Annotated in this window: 20 protein-coding genes; 9 read left to right on the forward strand and 11 right to left on the reverse strand. The window is 59.1% G+C overall.

The annotated features are described in order from the left end of the window. Positions 1–3 precede the first annotated feature (3 nt). From glgX to ASF13_RS03340, 3 genes are all read right to left on the reverse strand, one after another. On the reverse strand, positions 4–1,980 hold the full coding sequence (gene glgX, locus ASF13_RS24165) for a glycogen debranching protein GlgX (protein ID WP_056232587.1): 1,977 nt from the start codon (positions 1,978–1,980) through the stop codon (positions 4–6). 4 nt (positions 1,981–1,984) lie between these two features. After that, positions 1,985–4,168: a 1,4-alpha-glucan branching enzyme gene (glgB, locus tag ASF13_RS03335; RefSeq protein WP_056232589.1), complete on the reverse strand. Its 2,184-nt coding sequence runs from the start codon at positions 4,166–4,168 to the stop codon at positions 1,985–1,987. A 489-nt stretch (positions 4,169–4,657) separates the two neighbouring features. After that, positions 4,658–5,551: a LysR family transcriptional regulator gene (locus ASF13_RS03340; RefSeq protein WP_056232591.1), complete on the reverse strand. Its 894-nt coding sequence runs from the start codon at positions 5,549–5,551 to the stop codon at positions 4,658–4,660. A 153-nt stretch (positions 5,552–5,704) separates the two neighbouring features. On the opposite strand from ASF13_RS03340, the gene ASF13_RS03345 reads away from it, so the two are divergent. Genes ASF13_RS03345 through ASF13_RS03375 form a run of 7 tightly spaced genes read left to right on the forward strand, consistent with a single transcriptional unit; the run spans position 5,705 to position 11,728 of the window. Then, entirely contained in the window at positions 5,705–6,265 is a 561-nt protein-coding gene (locus ASF13_RS03345; protein WP_056232594.1) for a DsrE family protein, read from the forward strand. Positions 6,266–6,294: 29 nt separating this feature from the next. Then, complete coding sequence (locus tag ASF13_RS03350) at positions 6,295–7,245, forward strand: substrate-binding domain-containing protein (RefSeq protein ID WP_056232596.1); 951 nt, start codon at positions 6,295–6,297, stop codon at positions 7,243–7,245. Between the two features lie 26 nt (positions 7,246–7,271). Continuing rightward, entirely contained in the window at positions 7,272–7,946 is a 675-nt protein-coding gene (locus tag ASF13_RS03355; protein ID WP_056232598.1) for a c-type cytochrome, read from the forward strand. Then, positions 7,943–8,920 carry a c-type cytochrome gene (locus ASF13_RS03360; RefSeq protein ID WP_056232600.1) on the forward strand — a complete coding sequence of 326 codons (978 nt, stop codon included), beginning with the start codon at positions 7,943–7,945 and terminating at the stop codon, positions 8,918–8,920. The genes ASF13_RS03355 and ASF13_RS03360 overlap by 4 nt, the downstream gene beginning before the upstream one ends. Then, positions 8,920–10,323: a cbb3-type cytochrome c oxidase subunit I gene (locus tag ASF13_RS03365; RefSeq protein WP_082502270.1), complete on the forward strand. Its 1,404-nt coding sequence runs from the start codon at positions 8,920–8,922 to the stop codon at positions 10,321–10,323. Before ASF13_RS03360 ends, ASF13_RS03365 begins: the two co-directional genes overlap by 1 nt. Next, positions 10,320–11,531, forward strand: a complete 1,212-nt coding sequence (locus ASF13_RS03370) for a cbb3-type cytochrome c oxidase subunit II (RefSeq protein ID WP_056232603.1) — start codon at positions 10,320–10,322, stop codon at positions 11,529–11,531. The genes ASF13_RS03365 and ASF13_RS03370 overlap by 4 nt, the downstream gene beginning before the upstream one ends. Positions 11,532–11,545: 14 nt before the next feature. Next, the gene (locus ASF13_RS03375; protein WP_056232606.1) at positions 11,546–11,728 is read left to right on the forward strand and encodes a hypothetical protein; all 183 of its coding nucleotides are present in this window, start codon (positions 11,546–11,548) and stop codon (positions 11,726–11,728) included. 39 nt (positions 11,729–11,767) lie between these two features. On the opposite strand, the gene asd is transcribed toward ASF13_RS03375, so the two are convergent. From asd to ASF13_RS03400, 5 genes are all read right to left on the reverse strand, one after another. Next, complete coding sequence (gene asd, locus ASF13_RS03380; protein ID WP_056232608.1) at positions 11,768–12,877, reverse strand: aspartate-semialdehyde dehydrogenase; 1,110 nt, start codon at positions 12,875–12,877, stop codon at positions 11,768–11,770. A 242-nt stretch (positions 12,878–13,119) separates the two neighbouring features. Then, positions 13,120–14,460 carry a gluconate transporter gene (gntU, locus tag ASF13_RS03385; protein WP_056232610.1) on the reverse strand — a complete coding sequence of 447 codons (1,341 nt, stop codon included), beginning with the start codon at positions 14,458–14,460 and terminating at the stop codon, positions 13,120–13,122. Positions 14,461–14,466: 6 nt separating this feature from the next. After that, positions 14,467–15,006 carry a gluconokinase gene (gene gntK / locus ASF13_RS03390; protein ID WP_056232613.1) on the reverse strand — a complete coding sequence of 180 codons (540 nt, stop codon included), beginning with the start codon at positions 15,004–15,006 and terminating at the stop codon, positions 14,467–14,469. Between the two features lie 330 nt (positions 15,007–15,336). Further along, positions 15,337–16,332: a gluconate operon transcriptional repressor GntR gene (gene gntR / locus ASF13_RS03395; RefSeq protein WP_056232615.1), complete on the reverse strand. Its 996-nt coding sequence runs from the start codon at positions 16,330–16,332 to the stop codon at positions 15,337–15,339. A gap of 219 nt (positions 16,333–16,551) precedes the next feature. Further along, positions 16,552–17,247: a pirin family protein gene (locus tag ASF13_RS03400; RefSeq protein WP_056232617.1), complete on the reverse strand. Its 696-nt coding sequence runs from the start codon at positions 17,245–17,247 to the stop codon at positions 16,552–16,554. Positions 17,248–17,856: 609 nt separating this feature from the next. Between ASF13_RS03400 and ASF13_RS03405 the strand changes: the two genes are divergently transcribed. Next, on the forward strand, positions 17,857–18,351 hold the full coding sequence (locus ASF13_RS03405) for a GNAT family N-acetyltransferase (protein ID WP_056232619.1): 495 nt from the start codon (positions 17,857–17,859) through the stop codon (positions 18,349–18,351). 392 nt (positions 18,352–18,743) lie between these two features. Here ASF13_RS03405 and ggt read toward each other — a convergent pair whose 3' ends face one another. Then, a complete protein-coding gene (ggt, locus tag ASF13_RS03410) occupies positions 18,744–20,492 on the reverse strand; it encodes a gamma-glutamyltransferase (RefSeq protein WP_056232620.1) in 1,749 nt (582 codons plus the stop codon). A 161-nt stretch (positions 20,493–20,653) separates the two neighbouring features. On the opposite strand from ggt, the gene ASF13_RS03415 reads away from it, so the two are divergent. Continuing rightward, a complete protein-coding gene (locus tag ASF13_RS03415; RefSeq protein ID WP_056232799.1) occupies positions 20,654–20,947 on the forward strand; it encodes a DUF2756 domain-containing protein in 294 nt (97 codons plus the stop codon). Between the two features lie 104 nt (positions 20,948–21,051). Here the strand turns inward: ASF13_RS03415 and ugpQ are convergent, their stop codons facing one another. Further along, positions 21,052–21,789, reverse strand: a complete 738-nt coding sequence (gene ugpQ / locus ASF13_RS03420; RefSeq protein ID WP_056232621.1) for a glycerophosphodiester phosphodiesterase — start codon at positions 21,787–21,789, stop codon at positions 21,052–21,054. A gap of 1 nt (position 21,790) precedes the next feature. Beyond that, a complete protein-coding gene (locus ASF13_RS03425; protein WP_056232622.1) occupies positions 21,791–22,861 on the reverse strand; it encodes a sn-glycerol-3-phosphate import ATP-binding protein UgpC in 1,071 nt (356 codons plus the stop codon). Between the last annotated feature and the right edge of the window lie 2 nt (positions 22,862–22,863).

Here is a 22,863-nt window from a genome sequence, read left to right on the forward strand (position 1 = left end):
CCTTTATGATTGATGATGGAACACACACACGCCGTGCGCGCCCCCATGCCAGACCGTTGACACGATGGGATTATCTTCCCCGGCAAAAGGAGGAATGGCATACCAACGTCCTTCTGGCAGTACCTGGTCACACACCGATTCTGTTGCATTGATCGTTATCAGCCAGCGTTGCGAAAGGCGGATCTGCAGGCGGTGTTCACCCTGCTGCCACTGTTCATCCGCAAGCGGCTGCCCCTGGTCGTTCAGCCACTCCACATTGCCATCGCCGGGTTGCCACCAGCGGTCCTGCTGCAGCGCCGGAATTCTGCGGCGCAGATGGATTAGCGCAGCGGTAAAAGCAAACAGACCGTTATCGTGCCTGCGCCAGTCAAACCAGGTCAGCGGGTTATCCTGGCAGTAGGCGTTGTTATTACCGTGCTGGCTGTGGCCGCGCTCGTCGCCGGCCAGCAGCATCGGCGTTCCCTGTGACAGCAGCAGCGTGGTCAGCAGCGCATGCACGCTGCGGCGGCGATGCTCTGCCACCAGTAATGGCGCATTCAGCCCTTCAAAACCGTGATTGTGGCTGAAATTATTGTCACTGCCGTCCCGGTTGTCCTCACCGTTTGCTTCATTATGCTTACGACTGAAGCTCACCAGGTCACGCAGGGTAAAACCGTCATGGGCAGTGACCAGATTGATGCTGGCGGAAGGTAAACGGCCGTCACGCTGGAACAGATCGCTGGAGGCAGCAAAGCGGCGGGCGAACTCGCCGTTGGACAGCGATCCGTGCAGCCAGTAACGGCGCGCGGCATCACGGAAATGGTCGTTCCACTCGGCAAACGGCGGCGGGAAGTTACCAACCTGATAGCCCCCCGGGCCAATATCCCAGGGCTCGGCGATCAGCTTGCACTGTGACAGCAGCGGATCGGCGGCGATCGCCTGAAACAGCGGCGCATCCTGCCGATACTCCGGCGTGCGCCCCATCACCGTGCCCAGGTCAAAGCGGAAGCCGTCAATATGGCACTCTTCCACCCAGTAGCGCAGGCAGTCCAGTGCCCAGGCCATCACCTGCGGATGGCTGAGGTTCAGCGTATTGCCGCACCCGGTCCAGTTGCTGTTGTCGCCACCCGGCTCCAGCCAGTAGTAGCTGGCGTTATCCACGCCACGCTGCGAAAGCGTTGGCCCGCTCTGTTCCAGCTCGGCGGTATGGTTAAACACCACGTCGAGGATCACTTCGATCCCCGCCGCGTGCAGCGCCTTCACCGCCTGCTGAAACTCCTGCCGGGCGTCAGGCCCTGAGGCATAGCCGGGATGCAGAGCCGAGCAGGCCAGCGGGTTGTAGCCCCAGTAATTATCCAGCCCCATGCGCAGCAGGCGCGGCTCGCTGGCAAAACAGGCCACCGGCAACAGCTCCAGCGTGGTGATCCCCAGCCGGGTGAAGTAGTCGATCATCACCGGGTGGCCCAGCGCCGCATAGCTGCCGCGCAGCGGCTCCGGGATGTCCGGATGCAGCCGGGTCAGGCCGCGCACGTGGGCTTCAAAAATCACCGTACTGCCCCAGGGCACCCGCGGCGGCTGGTCATCTTCCCAGTCAAAATCATCCGCCAGCACCACGCCTTTCGGCGCAATGCTGCCGGTATCTGCCGGGTCGGGTGCCGCGTCACCGCTGTAAAAGCGTCGGTCGTCGCTGACTTCCCCCTCCACCGCGCGGGCGGCCGGGTCCAGCAACAGCTTAGCGGGGTTAAAACGCAGCCCCTGCTGCGGTGCCCAGCGCCCGTGTACGCGGTATCCGTAGCGCTGACCGGGGCGCAGCGCCGGGATAAAACCGTGCCAGATATCGCCGCTTCGTGCCGGTAAATCCACGCGCGTCTCAATCCCCTGCTCATCAAACAGGCACAGCTCGACGCGCTCAGCATGCTGAGAAAACAGGGTAAAGTTGATGCCTCTGCCGTTATAGCTGGCACCCAGCGGCTGCGGATCTCCCGGACGAATCGGCATCATGGCGTCAGGCCTCCCGCACCAGCCACAGCGTGGAGAGCGGCGGCAGCGTCAGGCTGAGCGAGTGGCTGCGCTGATGGCTGCCGATCTCGTCGGTGTGAATGCTGCCCAGATTGCCGTTGTTGCTGCCGTGGTAGTGGCCGGAATCGGTGTTCAGCACCTCGCGCCAGCTGCCCGCGCCGTTAACGCCGAAGCGATAGTCGTAGCGCGGTACCGGCGTAAAGTTGCTGGCCACGATCAGCTCATTGCCGTCGCGGTCGCGGCGTACAAAGACAAAGACCGAGTTATCGAAGTCATCCACCACCAGCCACTCAAAGCCCGCCGGGTCAAAGTCGAGCTGGTGCAGCGCCGGGTGCGCCCGGTAGGTGTGGTTCAGGTCGCGCACCAGCCGCTGCACGCCGTTGTGCCAGTTATCCTCGCCCTCCAGCAGATGCCAGTCGAGGCTGCTGTCGTGGTTCCACTCGCGCCCCTGAGCAAATTCATTGCCCATAAACAGCAGCTTCTTGCCGGGGAAGCCAAACATCCAGCCATAGTAGGCGCGCAGGTTAGCGAACTTCTGCCACGCGTCCCCCGGCATGCGGTCGAGGATCGAGCGCTTACCGTGCACCACCTCATCATGCGACAGCGGCAGCACGAAGTTTTCGGTGTAGTTGTAGAGCATGCCAAAGGTCATCAGCTGGTGATGATGACGGCGATAGATCGGGTCGAGCTTCATGTAGTCGAGGGTGTCGTGCATCCAGCCGAGGTTCCATTTGAACCAGAACCCCAGCCCGCCGGTCTCCTGCGGTCGCGATACGCCGGGGAAGTCGGTTGACTCTTCGGCGAGGGTGATTGACCCCGGCGCGGCCTGCCCCAGCGTGCGGTTGGTGTAGCGCAGGAAGGAGATGGCTTCAAGATTCTCACGCCCGCCGTACCAGTTCGGCACCCACTCGCCCTCCGCGCGGCTGTAGTCGCGGTAGATCATTGACGCCACCGCATCCACGCGCAGACCGTCAATGCCGAAGCGCTCGATCCAGTACAGCGCGTTGCCCGCGAGGAAGTTGCTGACCTCGCGGCGGCCGTAGTTATAGATCAGCGTGTTCCAGTCCTGGTGGTAGCCCTCCTGCGGGTTACCGTGTTCATACAGCGCGGTGCCGTCAAACGTCGCCAGACCAAAGTCGTCCGACGGGAAGTGGCCCGGCACCCAGTCAAGCAGCACGTTCAGCCCGGCGTTATGCGCTGAGCGGATAAATTCACGGAATTCATCGCGGGTACCAAAGCGGCGGGTCGGCGCGTAGAGGCCCAGCGGCTGATATCCCCAGCTGCCGTCAAACGGATGCTCGTTAATCGGCAGCAGTTCAAGGTGGGTAAAGCCCATGTCACGGGCGTAAGGCACCAGCTGTTCGGTCAGCTCTTTGTAGCTGAGCCAGAAATTATCATCGGTATGACGCCGCCAGGAGCCGAGGTGCACCTCATAGATTGAGATCGGCGCGTCAAAGCCGTTGGCGCGCTGCCGCTCCGGCGACAGGGTGGTTTTTTCCGGCAGGCCACAGATCATCGAGGCGGTCTGCGGGCGCATCTGCGCCTCAAAGGCATAAGGGTCCGCTTTCAGCTTCAGCTGGCCGTGAATATCGATGATTTCAAACTTATACAGCTGGCCCTGACGGGCGGCGGGCACAAACAGCTCCCAGATCCCCTGTTCGCGGCGCAGTCGCATCGGATGGCGGCGGCCATCCCAGTAGTTGAACTCGCCGACCACCGACACGCGCTGCGCGTTCGGTGCCCAGACGGCAAAACGGGTGCCGATCACCCCGTCGATCACGTCGGCGTGTGCGCCGAGGGTTTCATACGGCCGCAGATGGGTACCTTCGCCCAGTAACCAGCTGTCCATTTCCGCCAGCAGCGGACCGAAACGGTAGGCATCATCAATCAGATTCTGCTGGCCGTGCCAGGTAACCGCCAGCTGATAACGAAAGGGATTTTTACGGCGCGGCACCACGGCACTGAAAAAGCCGCGTCCATCCAGGCACTCAAGCTGAGCACATTTACGCCCGGTGCGGGTTTCGATCACCCACACTTCACTGGCATCCGGCAGCAGCGCACGGACCTCCAGACCGTTTTCAGTCTGATGCATCCCCAGTAGAGAAAAAGGGTCAGCAAAGTGACCTGAGAGTAAGGTGTTGATAACGCGTCGATCCACGAGCTCTGGCATACTGTCTTCCCATGATGTTCGGCAGCCGATATGGCGGGCGACAGGCAACAAAGCCAACCCTATGCTGCTCTATTGAACCTAAGGTGCGCAGGGGAAAGGAACAATCCATAGTAAAATCCCTGCGCACGACTGATAAATCAGAACGAGGAACCGGAGCATCTTGATTATCAGCATCTCCCAGCCGGCCCTGATAACACCTTATGGCAAGGTTAGCCCCGTTCGATGATGTTAAGCATAGCCAGTCTGTACCTAAAGCCAGCGGAGAAATCACAAATATCCTGCTTACCCTCAGAGGGTATTAGGTCTTTTGCCCCTGCTGCGCAGTTAAAAATGCTCAATTTAGATGACGGTATCGTGTCAAATAGCGTCGGACACGGAAAAAAGCGTCACTACGATTGTTTTTATATCAGACATTAACTGATTAATTTTGATACTGGAATCGATTAAAAAAGGATTAGGATGAAATCTTTTCATCTGCCTGCAGGGTTGCTAAGAGACAGCACTCACCGCCCCCTTTAAACGACTGAGCAGTCGGTCGGTCAGCCGATTGTCAGGGCTGTTCTTTCTTCTTACTACACCTAACGTGCGGGAAATATCCAGGTTAAGACCCGCCAGCCAGGCCAGCTTCCCGGATGCAAGTTCATTCTCCAGTCCCCGCCTTGGTAGCCAGGCAATCCCGCTACCGGCCAGCAATGCCTGCTTGATGGCTTCGGTCTGATTGAATTCGATAACACGTTGCATACGAATATTGCAGCGCTCCGTAAGGTTAAGCGTCTGCTCACGGCATCCTGAGCCCTCTTCCCGCAGCAGCAGGCTTTGTCGTTGCAGATCGGTAACATCTAACCTGGCCTGCTGACAAATCGGATTGGTGGCAGCGGTGACCGGGATCAGTTGGTCTGGGCTGAACGCCTCCCAGTGCAGGTCTGCAGAGGGTGGGGATCCCTCGATCAATCCCAGATCAAAACGCCGCTCTAGCATCCCCTGGCAAACCTGAGCGGTATTGCCAATAAACAGGGTGATATCAATATCAGGATAGCTATTTTTTAACTCCAGTATCAGCGGCGGCAGCAGGTAAAGGCCCGGCGTATTGCTGGCACCGATGGACAAATGTCCGGAGCGGGCATCCACAATTTCGCGCATTGCCATCTCTGCACTATCAGCAATGGCAAACAGATCCTCTGCATATTTTTTCAGAACATGACCTGCAGATGTCAGTTCCATTCCCCGTGGCAGGCGTTCAAATAATGCTATTCCTAAACGTCCCTCAAACATTTTAAGTTCGCTGGATAATGCAGACTGAGAGATATGCATATTTTTTGCAGTGGCTGACAGGCTGCCGCTAAAACAGACGTTCAGAAAAATATCGAGGTGATGAAGGTTCATAAAAATGAATGCCTTGTATTGATTAATTGAAGTCGTAGCATCAGGCGTAACAGGCTACGATAGACATAGTGTTAAAACCATTACTAAAGTTCGCCACCGCACAAACCCGTCACCGTCCACAGGAAATTAATAATAAACAAAAGAGGTAAATTTATGCGTAAAGTTGTAACAACACTACTGGCTATTACTGTCACTGCCATCTCGTTTTCTTCCGTTTTTGCGGCGGAGAATAAGGACAATTTTTGGCAAACCCCGACCATCCATAATTATGGGAAAATACATTATTTACCCAATAGTGCTTTCAAGCCCGATCCCACCCAGCAATATCATATTGTTTTCGGCCTGACGGCAGCGGCAGACAAACCCGATAAGGTTAACCCCTCTCTCGACCACGTCGCACGTACGGTCAATCTGTACGTCGCTGCGGGGGTGCCGCTCAAAAATCTGCATATTGAAGCGGTGGTTTATTCTCATGCCACGCCGCTGGTACTGCGGGATGCGGAGTACCAAAAACAGTATGGCATGGCGAATCCTAATTTGCCGTTGATTACGGAACTGGAAAAGGCCGGAATACATCTCAGCGTATGCGGGCAGGCGATAGCTGAACATCATTTTGACTACGGGTGGCTGGATAAACGCATAACGCTGGCACTCTCAGCGCTGACAACCATCACCGTTCTTGAGCACCAGGGATATACATTCATGATGCTGTAAACAGCATCCTGTAAAAAAGGAGACTGACTATGAACTTATGTCGCATTTTTTTCCTTACATTTATTTCTTTTTTAATCAGCGTGAATTGCCAGGCAGAGAATAACTTCACGCCACCCTGGCAGAACGGGAAAAACAATGATGCTATCGAACGCGGATTACAATTTACCGTTCCCGATGCTGACAACCTCGCAGATTTTCACGGCAACCCGCAAAACCCCGCACTTTCACTCTATGTCGGCGGTAATTACTTTTTTGCTATGGCACCGCTGGTTAAGGCATTTGAAGAGAAAAATCCTCAATATCAGGGAAAACTCTACTGGCAAACCCTGCCGCCCGGCCTGCTGATGCAGCAACTGAGCAACGGGGGCACCGTCACCGTGGGTAATATGACCTGGAACGTGCCGCCGGATGTTTATCTGGCCGGCCTGAAAAAAGTGCAGGAAGGCATAACGGCAGGGAAGCTTCAGGGTCCGGCCGTACCCTATGTCACCAATAATCTCACCATCATGGTGGCCAAAGATAACCCTGAAAACATCAGCGGCCTGCAGGATCTGGCAAAAGAGAACCTGATGCTCGCCATGCCAAATCCTGAATTCGAGGGAGTGGCACGCCAGATAAAAGCGTCCCTGCATAAGGCTGGCGGCGAGTCGTTGGTCGAAACGGTTTACCACGAGAAACAGACCAGGGGCACCACCACGCTGACCCATATTCACCATCGTCAGACGCCATTATGGATTATGCAGGGCAAGGCGGATGCCGGCGTCACCTGGCTGTCTGAAGCCCTGTTCCAGGAACAGGCTGGCCACCCCATCAGCCACGTGGTGATTCCTGAAGCGCAAAATACCCGCGCGGTCTATGCCGGTGCCATGGTGAAGAATGCCCGCCATGCTGACGCAGCGCAGGCCTGGCTTACGTTTATCCGTTCACCTGAAGCGCTGACGATCTTTGAGCGTTATGGCTTCGAACCCTGGAAAGGCTGAAATGCCGATGACCAAAAGGTGAAAAAATGACGCATGTTGTCCGTTCCCTGTGGGGACTGCTTTTACTGCTGGCAGGTCAGATGGCGCTGGCCAACGCAGGTGAAACACGCGGAGAGGATATCGCCATTAACGGTAGCGCAAGCGGTATTCCCGCCTGCTCCAGCTGCCACGGGATGCGGGGTGAAGGCAATGCCGCCGTGGGATTTCCACGGCTGGCGGGGCTGCCCGTGCCTTATCTTACCGGGCAGTTAACCGCGCTGGCTGATGGCTCAAGACGTAATGTAATGATGTCACCCGTGGCGAAATTACTGAGCGACCGTCAGCGGCAGGCGCTGGCGAACTATTATGCTGCGCTGCCGGGCGTTGCCAAAAAACGCGAGGATGGGGAGCGGTTCGCCACCGGGCACCTGCTGGCAACGGCAGGCTACCCGGCCAGGCAACTGCCCGCCTGTGACCGCTGCCACGGCCAGCAGGGGGCCGGGGTGGGTACGCAGTTTCCGGCGCTGGCGGGCCAGTCGGAGGTGTATCTGGAAAATCAGCTTACGGCCTGGCAAAACGGCGAACGGCCGCCGGGCCCACTAAACCTGATGCCCGGCATCACCAGCAGGCTGACGCAGGATCAAATCAAACAGGTTGCAGGCTATTACTCCCGCCTGCCTCTTCCTCCCCTCTCCTCTGAATCGCAAGGAGTCGCACCATGAACAGAACCGGCTCAGCCGTTGCGATTGTCGGCGTTCTGATCGTCGCTGGTGGGACGATTATGCTGGCATCCTGGCAGCAGCAGTCTGCACCCGCGGCGAAAACCGCTGCCGCTAAGCAACCGGAGGGAAAAGCGGTAACAGCGGATCAGGGCTTCAACCAGGCCCCGCTGCCGGACAGTGAGTTTGGCAAGGTGGCCGCGACCGGCAAGCTGATTTTTGACAATCCGGCCCGTTATGCCGCGAACTATGTCGGTAATTCTCTGACCTGCAGCAACTGCCACCTTGAAAGCGGCACCAAAGCCGGCTCGGCCCCCCTGTGGGCGGCCTGGATGGCCTATCCCGCCTACCGTTCCAAGAACCACCACGTTAACAGCTTCCAGGAGCGCCTGCAGGGCTGCTTCCGCTTCAGCATGAATGGCAAAGCGCCACCGCTGGGCAGTCCTGAACTGGTGGCGCTGGAAAGCTATGCCTGGTGGCTGGCAAAAGGCCAGGCGCTGGATCCGAATGCTCCCGGGCGCGGTTTTACCAGACTGGCTAAACCCGCCCTGCCCGCAGATTACGCGCGTGGTGAGCAGGTTTATACCCAGCGCTGTGCCTTGTGCCATGCGCAGGACGGTTCCGGCCAGCAGGATAACCGCGGCAATATGACCTTCCCGGCGCTGTGGGGCGAGAAGTCGTTTAACTGGGGTGCCGGTATGGGCAGCATCAAAAACGCAGCGGCCTTTATCCGTGCCAATATGCCCTACAGTCAGGGCAACACCCTTACCACTCAGCAGGCCTGGGATGTAGCGCTGTTTATGGATAGCCAGGATCGGCCCCAGGATCCGCGATTTACCGGCTCTGTCGCGGAAACGCGTGAGAAGTATCACCACTCGGCCAGTTCAATGTATGGAAAAGAGGTCAACGGCTCGGTGCTGGGCAGTGCATCACCGCCGCCAGGTGGCCGTCTGAATAACAAGGACGATAAACATTAATGAACGCTTTAATAACGGCTGAGGGGGAACATTCCCCTCGCTGCGCTGTTTCAACGGCACTGACCCGCGCACATGGGTATGCTGCGCTGGCCACGCTGGTCATTTCCGGGCTGTGTGGCCTGGTGGTGGCACTTAAGTTTGTCCTGCCGGACTTTCTGACGAATACGCCATCGGCAACCTGGGGTCTGCTGCGCTACGACCATACGCAGGGGATTATGTTTGGCTGGCTGGGCAACGGCTTTCTTGCCTTTCTCTATTTCGCCACGCCGCGTCTGGCCGGTCGTGACGTTTTCAGTGCCCGGCTTGGCTGGGCGCTGTTTATCCTGTGGAACGTCGGCCAGGTGCTGCCCGGCTGGATTCTGATTGAGGCAAATCTGCCGCAGCGTCTGCTGGCGATCAAACCGCTGGAGTGGACCGAATTCCCGCTGGCGATCAACGCCGTGACCGAGCTGTGCCTGATGCTGATGGTGGTGCAGTTCTTATGGCCGCTGATCGTCGGGCCTGAACGCCACCGCCTCTATATTTCGGCCTGGTATATTCTTGGCGGCGCAGTGTTCAGCGCGCTGGCGTTTCCGATGGGCAGCCTGGTGCCGGAATTTACCCCGGGAGCCGTAGGTGCCGCCTTTAGCGGCCTGTGGATACATGACGCGGTCGGGCTGCTGGTCACCCCTTTTATCCTGGCGATGGCCTACTACGTGATCCCGGCGACCACCGGTAAACCGATTTACAGCCACTTTATCTCCATGCTCGGGTTCTGGATCCTGTTCTTTGTTTATCCGCTGAACGGCACCCACCATTACGTCTACTCCGCCATCCCGATGGACACCCAGAAAGCGGCCATCGCCGCCTCGCTGCTGCTGGGCTGCGACGTCATCATGGTGGTGTATAACCTGCTGCGATCGCTGGACGGTAGCTGGAAGCTGGCGCGTCAGAACGTGGCGTTGCGCTTCATCTGGGTGGGCGTGGTGTTCTACCTGGTGGTCAGTGTACAGGGGGCGCTGCAGGCGCTGATGCCGGTACAACGCACGATTCACTTTACCGACTGGGTGATTGGTCATTCGCACTTAGCCATGCTGGGCTTTGCCAGCTTTATCGCCACCGGCACCCTGCTGCATATCTGGCAAAACCTGACGGGATTGCGCTACCACCCCCGCCACGCTAACCGGGCATTCTGGCTGATCTTTGGCGGGCTGATGCTGATGGTGGTCGATCTGTCGGTTATCGGCATTATGCAGGGCAGGATGTGGGCGACCACACAACCGTGGATGGACTCGGTAAGGATGTCGATGCCCTGGTGGTGGATCCGCGCGATCTCCGGCCTGCCGATCCTGCTGGGCTTTGGTTTTCTGATTGCGGCAATGGCAGGCAAACCGACTGAAGACAATGCCAGGGAGGCACGATGAACAAGCGTGATTCAGGCGGGTTATTCTCGTTTTCGCTGGCGGTGATGTTTATCGCCGGGGTAGTGTTTTTCTGTCTGTCGGTGATCGTCCTCGGCGTACTGCCCGGAATGCGGCTGGACAAATCGATCGTGCAGAATTCGCCGGTCAGCAACGTGCCTTATACCGGCGAGGAGTGGCGCGGGCGGCAGATCTATGCCGCGCAGGGCTGCGCTTACTGCCACACTCAGCAGGTACGCTTTACGCCGGAAGACCGGCGGCGCTTTGGCCCGTCAACCGAAGCCTGGGAAACCCGCTATGACTCACCGCAGCTGTGGGGCACCCGCCGTATCGGCCCCGACCTGGCGCGGGAAAGCGGCGTGCGCAGCGACGACTGGCAGTACGCCCATCTGTATAACCCGCGGGCGGTGGTCTCCGGTTCGGTGATGCCAGCTTATCCGTGGATGTTTGACGGCAGCGCGGCGCGGCCAGGCAACGATGCGCGTGCGCTGGTAGCGTATCTGCGCACGCTGGGTCGTGCGCGGGATGAGCAGGAAAAGGCGCAAACCGCAGAGGCCGGGCAGCGCTATGCCAATCCGTCACGCCCGATCCCGGCAGTATCCGGCAGCGTACAGGCCGGTCTGCCGCTTCCGCCGGGTAATGCCCACAACGGACAGCGGGTCTGGAGCCATTACTGCAGCGCCTGCCACGGCGGCGAGGCCGACGGTCAGACGCTGGCAGCGACAAGCCTGCGCCCAGCACCGGCGAATCTCACTGCCTTTAACTATGATCCACAGGCCTTTGCCGCGATCCTGCATAACGGCGTGGCAGGCAGCGCGATGCCCGCCTGGCGCGACCTGTCGCCGCAGCAGGTAGCCGATGTTTACGCCTGGCTCCGCGACAGGCAACAGCAGAAGGCGACGGTTTCGGCATCACCGCTGCTTGCTGCCAGCATTGCGCAGGGAGCGACGCTGTATGCCGAAAACTGTACCACCTGCCACGGGATCAATGGCGATGGCAAAGGCCCGTCGGCAGCGCTGTACGCGCCGGCACCGTTTAATTTCCTGCATCTGCAGCCGGATATGGCCGAAATTGACCGGGTAGTGAGAAACGGTATACCCGGTAGCGCCATGCCGCCTTTTCCGCAGTTCAGTGCTGAACAGCGTGCCGACCTTGCCCGTTATATCCGCTCTCTGCATACGTCAGAGCAGCCATCCACCGTGCAACGCTAATTCAGGAGAAACTGATGTTAACTGTTGTGGTACTGGTTATGTCCGTGTTTCTGGTGATTTCACTGCTGTTCTGGCTGTGCTCACCGGGCTGGCGGCAACGAATTGAAGAACCGAAATATCGTTTTCTGGGGCAACAACAACCGGAGAGTAAAAAGCGACAGGAGGCGAAGCGAAGGCATAACGAACGGGATGACTGAGGATCGCTGCCCCCGCCAGCAGGCGGAGGCAGCCTGGGATTAATCCACCAGTAAACGCAGCATACGGCGCAGCGGTTCAGCGGCACCCCACAGCAGCTGATCGCCAACGGTAAAGGCCGAGAGATACTCCGGCCCCATGTTCAGCTTGCGCAGGCGGCCAACCGGGGTGCTCAGGGTACCGGTTACGGCGGCCGGCGTCAGCTCACGCATGGTGATTTCACGGTCGTTAGGGATCACTTTCACCCAGTCGTTATGAGACGCCAGCAGCTGCTCGATCTCGGCCAGCGGCACGTCTTTTTTCAGCTTCAGGGTAAACGCCTGGCTGTGGCAGCGCAGCGCACCAACGCGCACGCACAGGCCATCAACCGGGATCAGGCCAGCAGGACGCAGGATCTTGTTCGTTTCTGCCTGCCCCTTCCACTCTTCACGGCTCTGCCCGTTTTCCAGCTGCTTGTCGATCCACGGGATCAGGCTGCCGGCCAGCGGCACGCCAAAGTTGTCCACCGGCAACGCGCCCGCGCGGCTCAGTTCAGTGACCTTACGCTCGATGTCGAGGATCGCAGAAGCCGGATTGTTCAGTTCCGCCGCCACGTGGCCGTGCAGCTGGCCCATCTGCGCCAGCAGCTCACGCATATGGCGTGCGCCGCCGCCGGAGGCCGCCTGATAAGTAGCAACGGACGCCCACTCGACCAGATTATTCGCAAACAGGCCGCCCAGTGACATCAGCATCAGGCTGACGGTACAGTTACCGCCAACGAAGGTTTTAATGCCGTTGTTCAGCCCGTCCTGAATCACCTGATGGTTGACCGGATCGAGGATAATGATCGCATCCTCTTCCATGCGCAGCGTAGAGGCGGCATCGATCCAGTAGCCCTGCCAGCCGGCAGCGCGCAGTTTAGGATAAACGTCGCTGGTGTAGTCGCCGCCCTGGCAGGTGATAATAATATCCAGCGCCTTGAGCGCCTCGATATCAAACGCATCCTGCAGCGTACCGGCAGACTGGCCGCCGAACGCCGGCGCGGCCTGGCCATGCTGCGAGGTGGAGAAAAATACCGGGCGCACCGCATCAAAATCGCGCTCTTCGCTCATGCGCTGCATCAGCACCGAGCCCACCATGCCACGCCAACCTACTAAACCAACAGATTTCATTTTGCACCTGCTTCAGGCTACCTGACTGCGACAGAAACGCCTGATAAGAGTTGAAGAAAAAGAGTCAGGCTAAACCTTACAATGTGCAGCCAAAGTGGCAAGTGAATTAAATCGATTAGGTGAATATTTTTAGCAGAGTTGCTTATAACGGGCAGAAAAAGCGGCGATTTTGCGAGGAAAGCGCATGTAAACGTCCTCCGGAGCGGGAGGAGATTCCCGCCCCGGAAGCGATCGGCCGGGCGTTATGACAGCAGTTCGAAGGCGATCATCCCGGTCACCGCGCCGACGGTGCCCAGAATGGTCTCCATCAGCGTCCAGGTTTTCAGCGTCTGCGCCTCGGTGGCACCGGTAAAGCGGCCAAACAGCCAGAAACCGGCATCGTTGACGTGGCTGATGATAATCGAGCCGCCGGCGATGCAGATCGACAGCGCGGCCATCTGCGCGCCGGAGTAATGCAGCGGCTCAATCACCGGCATAATCAGCCCGACGGTGGTCAGGCAGGCGACGACCGCCGAGCCCTGAATCACGCGAATCGCTCCGGCCAGCACAAAGCAGGCAACCGCGACCGGCATCCCGGCACCGGTCAGCGCATTGCCCAGCGCCGGGCCAACGCCGGAGTCGACCAGCACCTGTTTAAACACGCCGCCCGCGCCGATCACCAGCAGGATTATCCCGGCGGGCTGCAGCGCCGCGCCGCAAATCTGCATCACCCGCTCTTTATCCATGCCCTGGCGGTAGGCCAGGCCATAGATCGCCACCAGACAGGCCAGCAGAATGGCGGTAAACGGATGGCCGATAAACTCCAGCCACTCATACAGGCGGGAACCGGGTTCGGTAAAGCGCGCGCCGATGGTTTTCAGCCCGACCAGCAGCAGCGGGAACAGGATCAGCGCCAGGCTGAAGCCAAATGACGGCAGCTTGCTTTCGTCAAACTCCGGGTGTTCGCTCTCCTCCGGCGGCGTGAACTGCACGTGGCGGCTGATAAAGCGGCCAAACAGCGGCCCGGCAATCAGCATTCCCGGAATGGCCGCGCACAGCCCCAGCAGGATCATCCAGCCAAAGTCGGCGTGCATCTGCGAGGCCAGCAGCATCGGGGCCGGGCCAGGCAGCAGGAACGCGGCCGCGGCCGCGACGCCGGCAAACAGCGGGATCACCAGCTTCACCAGGTTATCGCCGGTGCGGCGGGCCACGGCGAAGGCGATGCTGATCAGCAGCACCACCGCCACTTCAAAAAACAGCGGCAGCGCGCAGATCAGACCGGCAATGCCCATCGCATAGTGCGCGCGGCTTTCGCCAAAGGTTTTCAGCATGCGGATGGCGATCTGATCCACTGCGCCGGTTTCATGCAGGATTTTGCCAAACATCGCCCCCAGGGCAACGACAATGGCGAGGAAGCCGAGGGTGCCGCCCATGCCTTTCTGCATGGTGTCGGCAATTTTATCCAGCGGCATGCCGGAGAACAGGCCGGCTCCGACCGAGACCAGCATCAGCGCCACAAAGGCGTGCATGCGGGCTTTCATCACTAAAAACAGCAGCAGTAACACCGACCCTGCTGCCGTTAACACCAGTGTTGCAGTACTCATTACATCCTACTTATTGTTGTTGATCGCGCCGTCAATGGTCTTCAGGGTGGCGGCAATCACCTCTTCCAGCGACTGATTAATATCGACGACCAGCACGTCCTGCTCATCCCGGCCCGGCTCTTCCAGCGTGGCGAACTGGGTGACCAGCATCTGCGGCTTAAAGAAGTGGCCTTTGCGCGCGCGCAGACGTGACTCAATGGTGTCGAAATCGCCCTTCAGATAGACAAAGGAGAGGTTCTGGTTGCCGTCGCGCAGGATATCGCGGTAGTGCTTTTTCAGCGCCGAACAGACGATCAGCGACACGTCGTTGGTGCGCTGCATGGCGAAAGCGGCATCGTTAATCGCCTGCAGCCACGGCTTACGGTCGTCGTCATTCAGCGGGTGCCCCTGCGACATCTTTTCGATATTGGCGCGCGGATGCAGAAAATCGCCGTCAAGAAAGGCGGCTTTCAGCTCATGGGCGACGGCGTTGGCCACGGCGGATTTGCCGCTGCCGGAGACGCCCATCAGCACAAACACGTGATTGGCGACGGAAGCTGTTGTCATGGTAGTCACTCCGTTTATCGGGTACAGGTGGAAGAGTTAGGTTTGTTATCGGTAACTTGTTATCGGTAACATTGTCTGGTGGTGTAAGAAGTATGGCAACAGCTGGCGCGTAAAAAGCTGGTAATTGTGAGGAGGTTCAAAAAATGGAGAGAATTAACCGGCAAGGGGCACGAAGGGATAACTTAGGGTGCTGCCAGGTGCAAACCGCTCATAAGCAGCCGGCAGTCTGTTAGAGGTTTGCCGCTGTCAGCAGCCACAGACCGGACAATCTGACCGAACGTTAACCTACTTTATCCCGTCCCGGCGGCCCGGTTCGTCAGCCACTCCAGGTCAGATACTGCCACCCGCTGAAATGGTAAAGCCGACATCAACAGGCTTATCACTTACGGCTTCGCCGGCAATACGCGCCAGCAGCAGCCGGGCGGCCTCCTGCCCCATCCGCTCACGCGGCGTCTGCACCGTCGCCAGCGGCGGATTGATCGCCTGGGCGATATCGTGGCCGTGGAAGCCGGCGATCGCCATCTGTTCTGGCACCTTAAGCCCCTGACGCTGGCACTCAAACAGCGCGCCCACCGCCAGGTCATCGTTGGTACAGAACAGACTATCCACCTGCGGATAGCGCCGCTGTGCTTCGCACATCAGCATCGCCCCGGCAGAGAACGAGGAGGCCGCTTCCATCATCACCGTCATTGGCTCCAGCCCGGCTTCCTGCATAGCCTGCCGGTAGCCCTGTTCTTTCAGCAGCGTGCGCTCGTCCAGCCGCGCGCCGAGATAAACCGGATGGCGGTGGCCCTTATCGAGGATCGCCCGCGTCATCTGCCGTGCCGCCTCGACGTTATCAAAACCGACCGCCATATCCAGGCACGGCGATACCGAGTCCATCATCTCGATCACCGGGATACCGGCGGTTTCAATCATCCGCAGGCTGGCGGCGGTGTGGGTGCGTTCGGTGAGGATCAGGCCGTCGATGTTCCAGCCCAGCAGCGAGCGCAGCTGCAGCTCCTCCTTCTCCGGGCTGTAGCCGAAGTGGCCCAGCAGGGTCTGATAGCCCGCCGCATCGGTAACGGTCTCGATGCCGCGCAGCACGTCGGCAAACACCTGGTTGGTCAGCGAGGGCAGCAGCACGCCGATCGCCCGGCTGGTGGCGTTGGAGAGCATATCCGGCGCGCGGTTAGGGATGTAGCCCAGCTCGTCCAGCGCCGCCGCGATCTTGTCACGCAGCGCGGCAGAGACCTGATCGGGGTTGCGCAGGTAGCGGCTAACGGTCATTTTGGTGATACCGATGCGATCGGCAACATCCTGTAGTACCGGTCTTTTTTTCTTCATCAGGCCCAACGGCGGTTACGGAAATATGCCGCTGAGTGTATCAAAGACCGTTACAAAAAGAGAAAGGGCGCGGTAAACCGCGCCCAAAGTGTGATGGAGTTAACGTTGCGGCCCGCCTCCCGACCTGACGGATGGCGGCCATACCCGGGAGAATCCTGGCGGATGGCGTGCCGGTCTGACTGCGATAATCCGGCCGACACGCCATTTAACGCCATATAATCACACCGGCGGCAGATCAAAGATCAACACTTCCGCATCGCTGCTGGCGGTAATCGCCACGGTTTTTTCGTCCCAGATGGCGAAGGCATCACTGGTACCGGCGCTTTCACCGTTAACGGTAACGTCACCTTTTACCACCTGGATCCAGATGCGGCGGGTGTCGGCCACGTCAAACTGCCCCTCTTCACCGGCTTTCAGCGCCCAGCGCGACAGCGTCATATCCTGGAACACCTTCAGCGAACCGTCACGGGCGTCCGGCGACAGCACCAGCTGGCGGCCCTGCACGTCGTCGAAGCGGCGCTGTGCGTAACGCGGCTCGATGCCGGTTTTCTCCGGAATGATCCAGATCTGGTACAGGTGCAGCGGCACCTCTTTGCTGGCGTTGTACTCAGAGTGACGCACGCCGGTACCGGCGCTCATAATCTGGAACTCACCCGCCGGGATCTGCTCCTTGTTGCCCATGCTGTCCTGGTGCTCTACGGTGCCGGAAAGCACGTAGGTCAGGATTTCCATGTCTTTGTGCGGATGGGTGCCGAAGCCCTGGCCCGCGTCGATCACGTCTTCGTTAATCACCCGCAGCGCCGAGAAGCCCATAAAGTTGGCGTCGTAGTAGTTAGCGAAAGAAAAGGTGTGGTAGCTGTCCAGCCAGCCATGGTTAGCGTGACCGCGATCTTGTGCTTTGCGTAAGAAAATCATATTCAGTTCTCCTCAATGTTTAGACGTAGTCTGAACCTGATTCACCGCCGTTGATAGCGGACAAAATTGTCTCCTCTGTTCAAAATATTCGAGTAAGTTTCAGCAGGCACATCAGGAAAACTGCGAGTGTGAGGATCCCAGGTGTTGAACGGCAAATGGCAAATAGCGAACGGTGGAAGGTTGGCGGTTGGCGGTTGGCGGTTGGCGGTTGGCGGTGGGCGGTGGCGTAGTGGCGTAGTGAGCAAGGATTAGTAAGTACAAACTGTAAGCAGTAAGCAGTAAGCAGTAAGCAGTAAGCAGTAAGCAGTAAGCAGTAAGCAGTAAGCAGTAAGCAGTAAGCAGTGAGCAGTGAGCAGTGAGCAGTAAGTAATGAGTGGCGGGAGATTTAGGCAAAAAAAAGCCAGCACCCGAGCTGGCTAAGTAAATCCTGGAAGCAATGTGAGCAATGTCGTGCTTTCCAGCCCGGACCGTGAGCCCTGCTGAAAACGCATGACAATAATAATCATTATCATTCGCACCTGTAAAGCCCTTTCCCGAAGTTTTTTTGCTTGATCTGTCAATTAAAAACCCTGATTTTAAAGAGGATTTCATTAACTACGGAGAGGAAAAATGAGTGAGATAACCGTTCGCCACGTGGTCCCGGAAGATGCCGAAGCCCTGCAGGCGCTCTATGGCCAGCCAGAAACCTACAGCGACACGCTACAGCTCCCTCATCCCTCGCTAATGAAATGGCGCGAAAAGCTCGCCGCAATCCCGGACGGCACGCAGATGCTGGTCGCCTGCATCGACGGTAAAGTAGCAGGCCAGGCCACCGTGTACATTAACGGCCCCGCCCGCCGCCGCCATACGGCCAGCTTCGGCATCGGCGTGGACGTGCAGCAGCGCGGTAAAGGCGTAGCCAGCGCGCTAATGCGCGCGATACTGGATCTGTGCGACAACTGGCTGGGTGTGGATCGCGTTGAGCTGACGGTATTCGCCGACAACCCGGCCGCCGTCCGCTTATACGAAAAATTCGGCTTCGAAACCGAAGGCCGCGCCCGCCGCTTCGCCATCCGCAACGGCCAGCAGGTGGACGCCCTGTATATGGCGCGGTTTAAACCCTGACTAAGGTGCCGGAAAATGGCGTTACTGCGTGTCCGGAGGTTTGGTCGCTGCGGCTCCTGGGGTGAGGTCGGCCGTTGGCGACAGAACGCCCGGCTAACCTGTTCACCAACGACCTCCCCTTCCAGCTATTGCATCGCTTTGGAAAAAACCATGCGCATGCTGAGTTATGAGGTCTTGAGGGGTTTAAGGCAGCAACACAGAAAATTACGGGCAATCGGGGTTATCCGGGTTAGCGGACCGTCGGCGCGCAGGGACGCGCGCCGCCGAGCGCACACGGACGTATTCATAGCGTGTCCGCGATCCGGATAACCCCGATAAGCCGGGCACCTGCCCCCGAAGCGACCCGCACCTGAAGCGACCTGCCCCGAAGCGACCCGGCTCCAAAGATAAAGTCAGTACCCCGCCGTTAAATCATCCGGCGTACGCGGGTCAGACGCACCGTAACGCGTGCCGTCCGGCCCCAGCATAATGCTCTGGGTGCTGCCCATCGCCGACTGCACCTTCACGTTCTGCCCCTTCTCCGCCAGCAGCTTCAGCGTATCCGGACTAAAACCCTTCTCCACCCGCAGCTGATCCGGCAGCCACTGATGATGGAAGCGCGGCGCGCTGGTCGCTTCCGCCACGTTCATCCCAAAATCGACGCTGTTCACCACCATCTGCAGCACGGTCGTGATAATACGGCTGCCGCCCGGGCTGCCGGTCACCAGCCAGGTCTTACCGTCTTTAGCCACAATCGTTGGTGACATCGACGACAGCGGACGCTTATGCGGCTGCACCGCGTTGGCTTCCCCACCGACCAGCCCGTAAACGTTCGGCGTGCCCGGCTTGGCGGAGAAATCGTCCATCTGATTGTTCAGCAGAATGCCGCTGTCACCCGCCACAATACCGCTGCCGAAGTTGGTGTTCAGCGTATAGGTCACCGCCACCGCGTTGCCGTCCTTATCCACCACCGAGAAGTGGGTGGTCTGGTCACTCTCATAAGGTGCCAGCTTGCCCGGCTTGATCTCAGACGACGGCCGCGCCTTCGCCAGATCGATCTGCTGCGCCAGCGACTTAGCGTAGGCCTTGCTGGTCAGCGCCTGGGTCGGCACCTTTACAAACTCCGGATCGCCAAGGTACTCGGAACGGTCGGCATAGGCGTACTTCTCCGCCTCGGCCATCACCTGAATCGCATCGGCGCTGCCAAAGCCCATCTTCGCCAGATCAAAGTTTTCCAGGATATTGAGGATCTGCACGATATGAATACCGCCGGAAGACGGCGGCGGCATTGAGAACACCTCGTAGCCGCGATAGGTGCCGCTGACCGGCTTACGCTCCACCGCGCGATAATTCGCCAGGTCAGTCTTGCTAATCAGCCCGCCGTGCTCCGCCATCTCTGCGGCGATCTGATCGGCAATCTCACCCTTATAGAATGCGTCCGGCCCCTGCTTTGCAATCAGCTCCAGGCTGTGCGCCAGCCGCTTCTGCACCAGCGTTTCGCCTTTCAGATACGGCGTACCGTCCGCTTTAAAGAAGATCGCCTTACTGTTTGGGTGGTTAAGCAGCACCTCTTTACCGTACAAATTAAGGTCATCGGCCAGCGAATCATTGACCACGATACCCTGACGCGCCAGCTCCAGCGCCGGTTTAATCAGGGCGCTGAGCGGCAGCGTACCGTACTCTTTATTTGCCAGCGCAAAACCGGCCACCGTGCCCGGCACGCCGGACGCCAGGTGCGAGGTCAGCGATTTTTTACTGTCGGCGTTGCCGTCTGCGCCGAGGAACATGTCGCGGCTGGCGCGCACCGGTGCCATCTCGCGGAAATCGATGGCGGTGGTGTTACCGGCCGCGGTGCGCAGCATCATAAAGCCACCGCCGCCGATATTACCCGCCTGCGGGTGCGTCACCGCCAGCGCAAAACCCACCGCCACCGCCGCATCCACCGCGTTACCGCCCTGCTCTAAAATCTTCACCCCCACGTTAGTCGCCGTGGCATCTACCGAGGCCACCATGCCGTGCTGCGCCCGCACCGGGTGAAAAGTATCGGCGCTGACGCCGTAGGAAACCGGCGGCGCGGTCGGTGCCGCCACCGCCCCCTGCCACAGCAGTAAACCGGCCAGCAACGACCCTGACAGCCGCCTGAAGCTAACTTTTCTGTCCATTGTTACATCCTTTAATGTTATTTACGTTGGGTTTGCCATTGATAACTAAGCACATAAATGGACGTCTCGCGAACATTAGCGTAATTCAGGAGCACTCCTGGAGCCTCTTCCCGGCGGATAACATAAAATTAAGCGAGTAACACGGAGGAATCCCAATGAAGATGACAACGAAATGGTTAGTGATTTTTGCCGCTGTCGTGCCGCTGAGCGGGATGGCGAACATGTTAAACAACAGCAATAACCCGAACCAGCCCGGCTACAATCCGAGCACCCGCAACGTGCAGCAAAGCATGCAGAATCAGCAGTCGCAGCAGAAGCTGAAGCTGCAACAGGATCAGCAACGCCAGCAGCAGGATCTGCAGCGTAAGATTCAGGAGCAGCGCGACAGCGCCTCGCAGCGGGTAATCAAATCCCAGCCGGGGCAGCAGCAGACTGGTGGCGCAGGCAAATATTGATTCGCGGCAGATCGCGACGGGGGCAGCCTGCCCGGCACAGATAACGCAGCAGGCTGCAAACCCGCCGTCACCAGAGATCGCGTCTGCCAGGCCAGTTGCCCGTATCAGACGAAATCCGCAGCAATAATATCAATGCGGTCGGTGCAGATGGCGTCCACGCCCCACTGCAGCAGCTGGCGCGCCCGCTCCGGTTTGTTGACGGTATAGACCAGAATACGCAGCCCGGCCTGCTTCAGCAGCGCCACCCGTTCGGCATCCAGCAGCTTGTGATTGAGGTGAATGGATACGCACTCCAGCGCCCGGGTCATCTCCGGCCAGTTCTCATCCCACTCGTCAAGCAACAGCCCGCGCGGCAGCGCCGGTGCCGCCTCCATCGCCGCTTCCAGCGCGCGGTATGAGAAGGATGACAGCAGCGGTAACGTCTGCCCCTGCCACAGCTGGCGTGCCGCCAGCGCAATCGCCCGGCCGGTGATCACGTCGTGGCCGGATGTCGGCTTAATCTCGATATTCGCCGCGATCTGATGCTGACGGCAGCGGTCAGCGACCTGCGACAACGTCGGTAGCCGCTCACCGGCAAACGCGCCGCTGAACCACTCGCCAGCATCGAGCTGCAGCAGTTTTTCCCACGGCAGCTCGCCGGCGATGCCCCAGCCGTTGCTGGTGCGGTCCAGCGTGTCGTCATGCAGCAGGAAAATTTCACCGTCCTGCGACAGCTTGGCGTCAAATTCGATCATCCGGTGCCCGAGCCGGGCACCGAGGTCAATCGCTGCCAGCGTGTTTTCCGGGGCCAGCTTGCCGCCGCCGCGATGGGCGACGATCGGAGGATAAGGCCAGTTATTCATATCATTCTATCCGTTGTCCGTTGGCGTCAAAGTAGTGGCACGACTGCGGCGACAGGCGAAGCCACAGTGTAGTCCCCGGTTTCGGACGCACCGAGTGCGGCAGGCGTACCACCATTTTACTGCTGCCCCAGCGGCCGTGCGCCAGGTTGTCAGCACCGAGCATCTCCAGCGTTTCCACCACCAGCGGAATACCGCCTTCCTGCTGCGTTGAGACGTCAATATGCTCCGGCCTTACCCCAACGGTCAACGCCCGGCGGGCGGCACTGGCCTCCAGCGACCCCAGCGGCAGGCTGAAACCGCCCTTAAGGGCAAAACTCAGGCCGTCATCGCTCAGCTGACCGTCCAGCAGGTTCATCGCCGGGGCGCCGATAAAGCTGGCGACAAATCGGGTGGCCGGGCGCTCGTAGATCTCCACCGGCGTGCCCAGCTGCTCCAGCACGCCTTTGTTCATCACCATCACCCGCTGGGCAAGGGTCATTGCTTCAACCTGATCGTGGGTCACGTACAGGCTGGTGGTGTTCAGGCGGCGGTGCAGCTGCTGCAGCTCAAGGCGCATCTGCACCCGCAGGCGGGCGTCAAGGTTGGATAACGGCTCATCAAACAGGAATACCGCCGGTTCACGCACGATGGCACGCCCCATCGCCACGCGCTGGCGCTGGCCGCCGGACAGCTCGCGCGGGCGGCGCTGCAGCAGTGCCTCCAGCTCAAGGCTGCGCGCGGCTTCCAGCACTTTCTCGCGGATCTGCGCCTTGCCCATGCCGCGGATCTTCAGCCCCCAGGCCATATTCTCTTCCACGCTCATATGCGGATAGAGCGCGTAGTTCTGAAACACCATCGCGATGCCGCGATCTTTCGGCTCTTCATCGGTGACCCGTCGCGAATCAATCCAGATATCGCCGCTGGTCACCCGCTCCAGCCCGGCGACCATGCGCAGCAGCGTCGATTTGCCACAGCCGGACGGCCCGACCATCACCATAAACTCGCCGTCCTGGATGGTGACGTCCAGCGGCTGAATGATCTGAATTTTGCCGTCATAGGATTTGGTTACTGCCTGAAGTCTTACCCCTGCCATAC

Origin of the sequence: Erwinia sp. Leaf53, assembly GCF_001422605.1 — a bacterium.
Classification (GTDB): Bacteria; Pseudomonadota; Gammaproteobacteria; order Enterobacterales; family Enterobacteriaceae; genus Erwinia.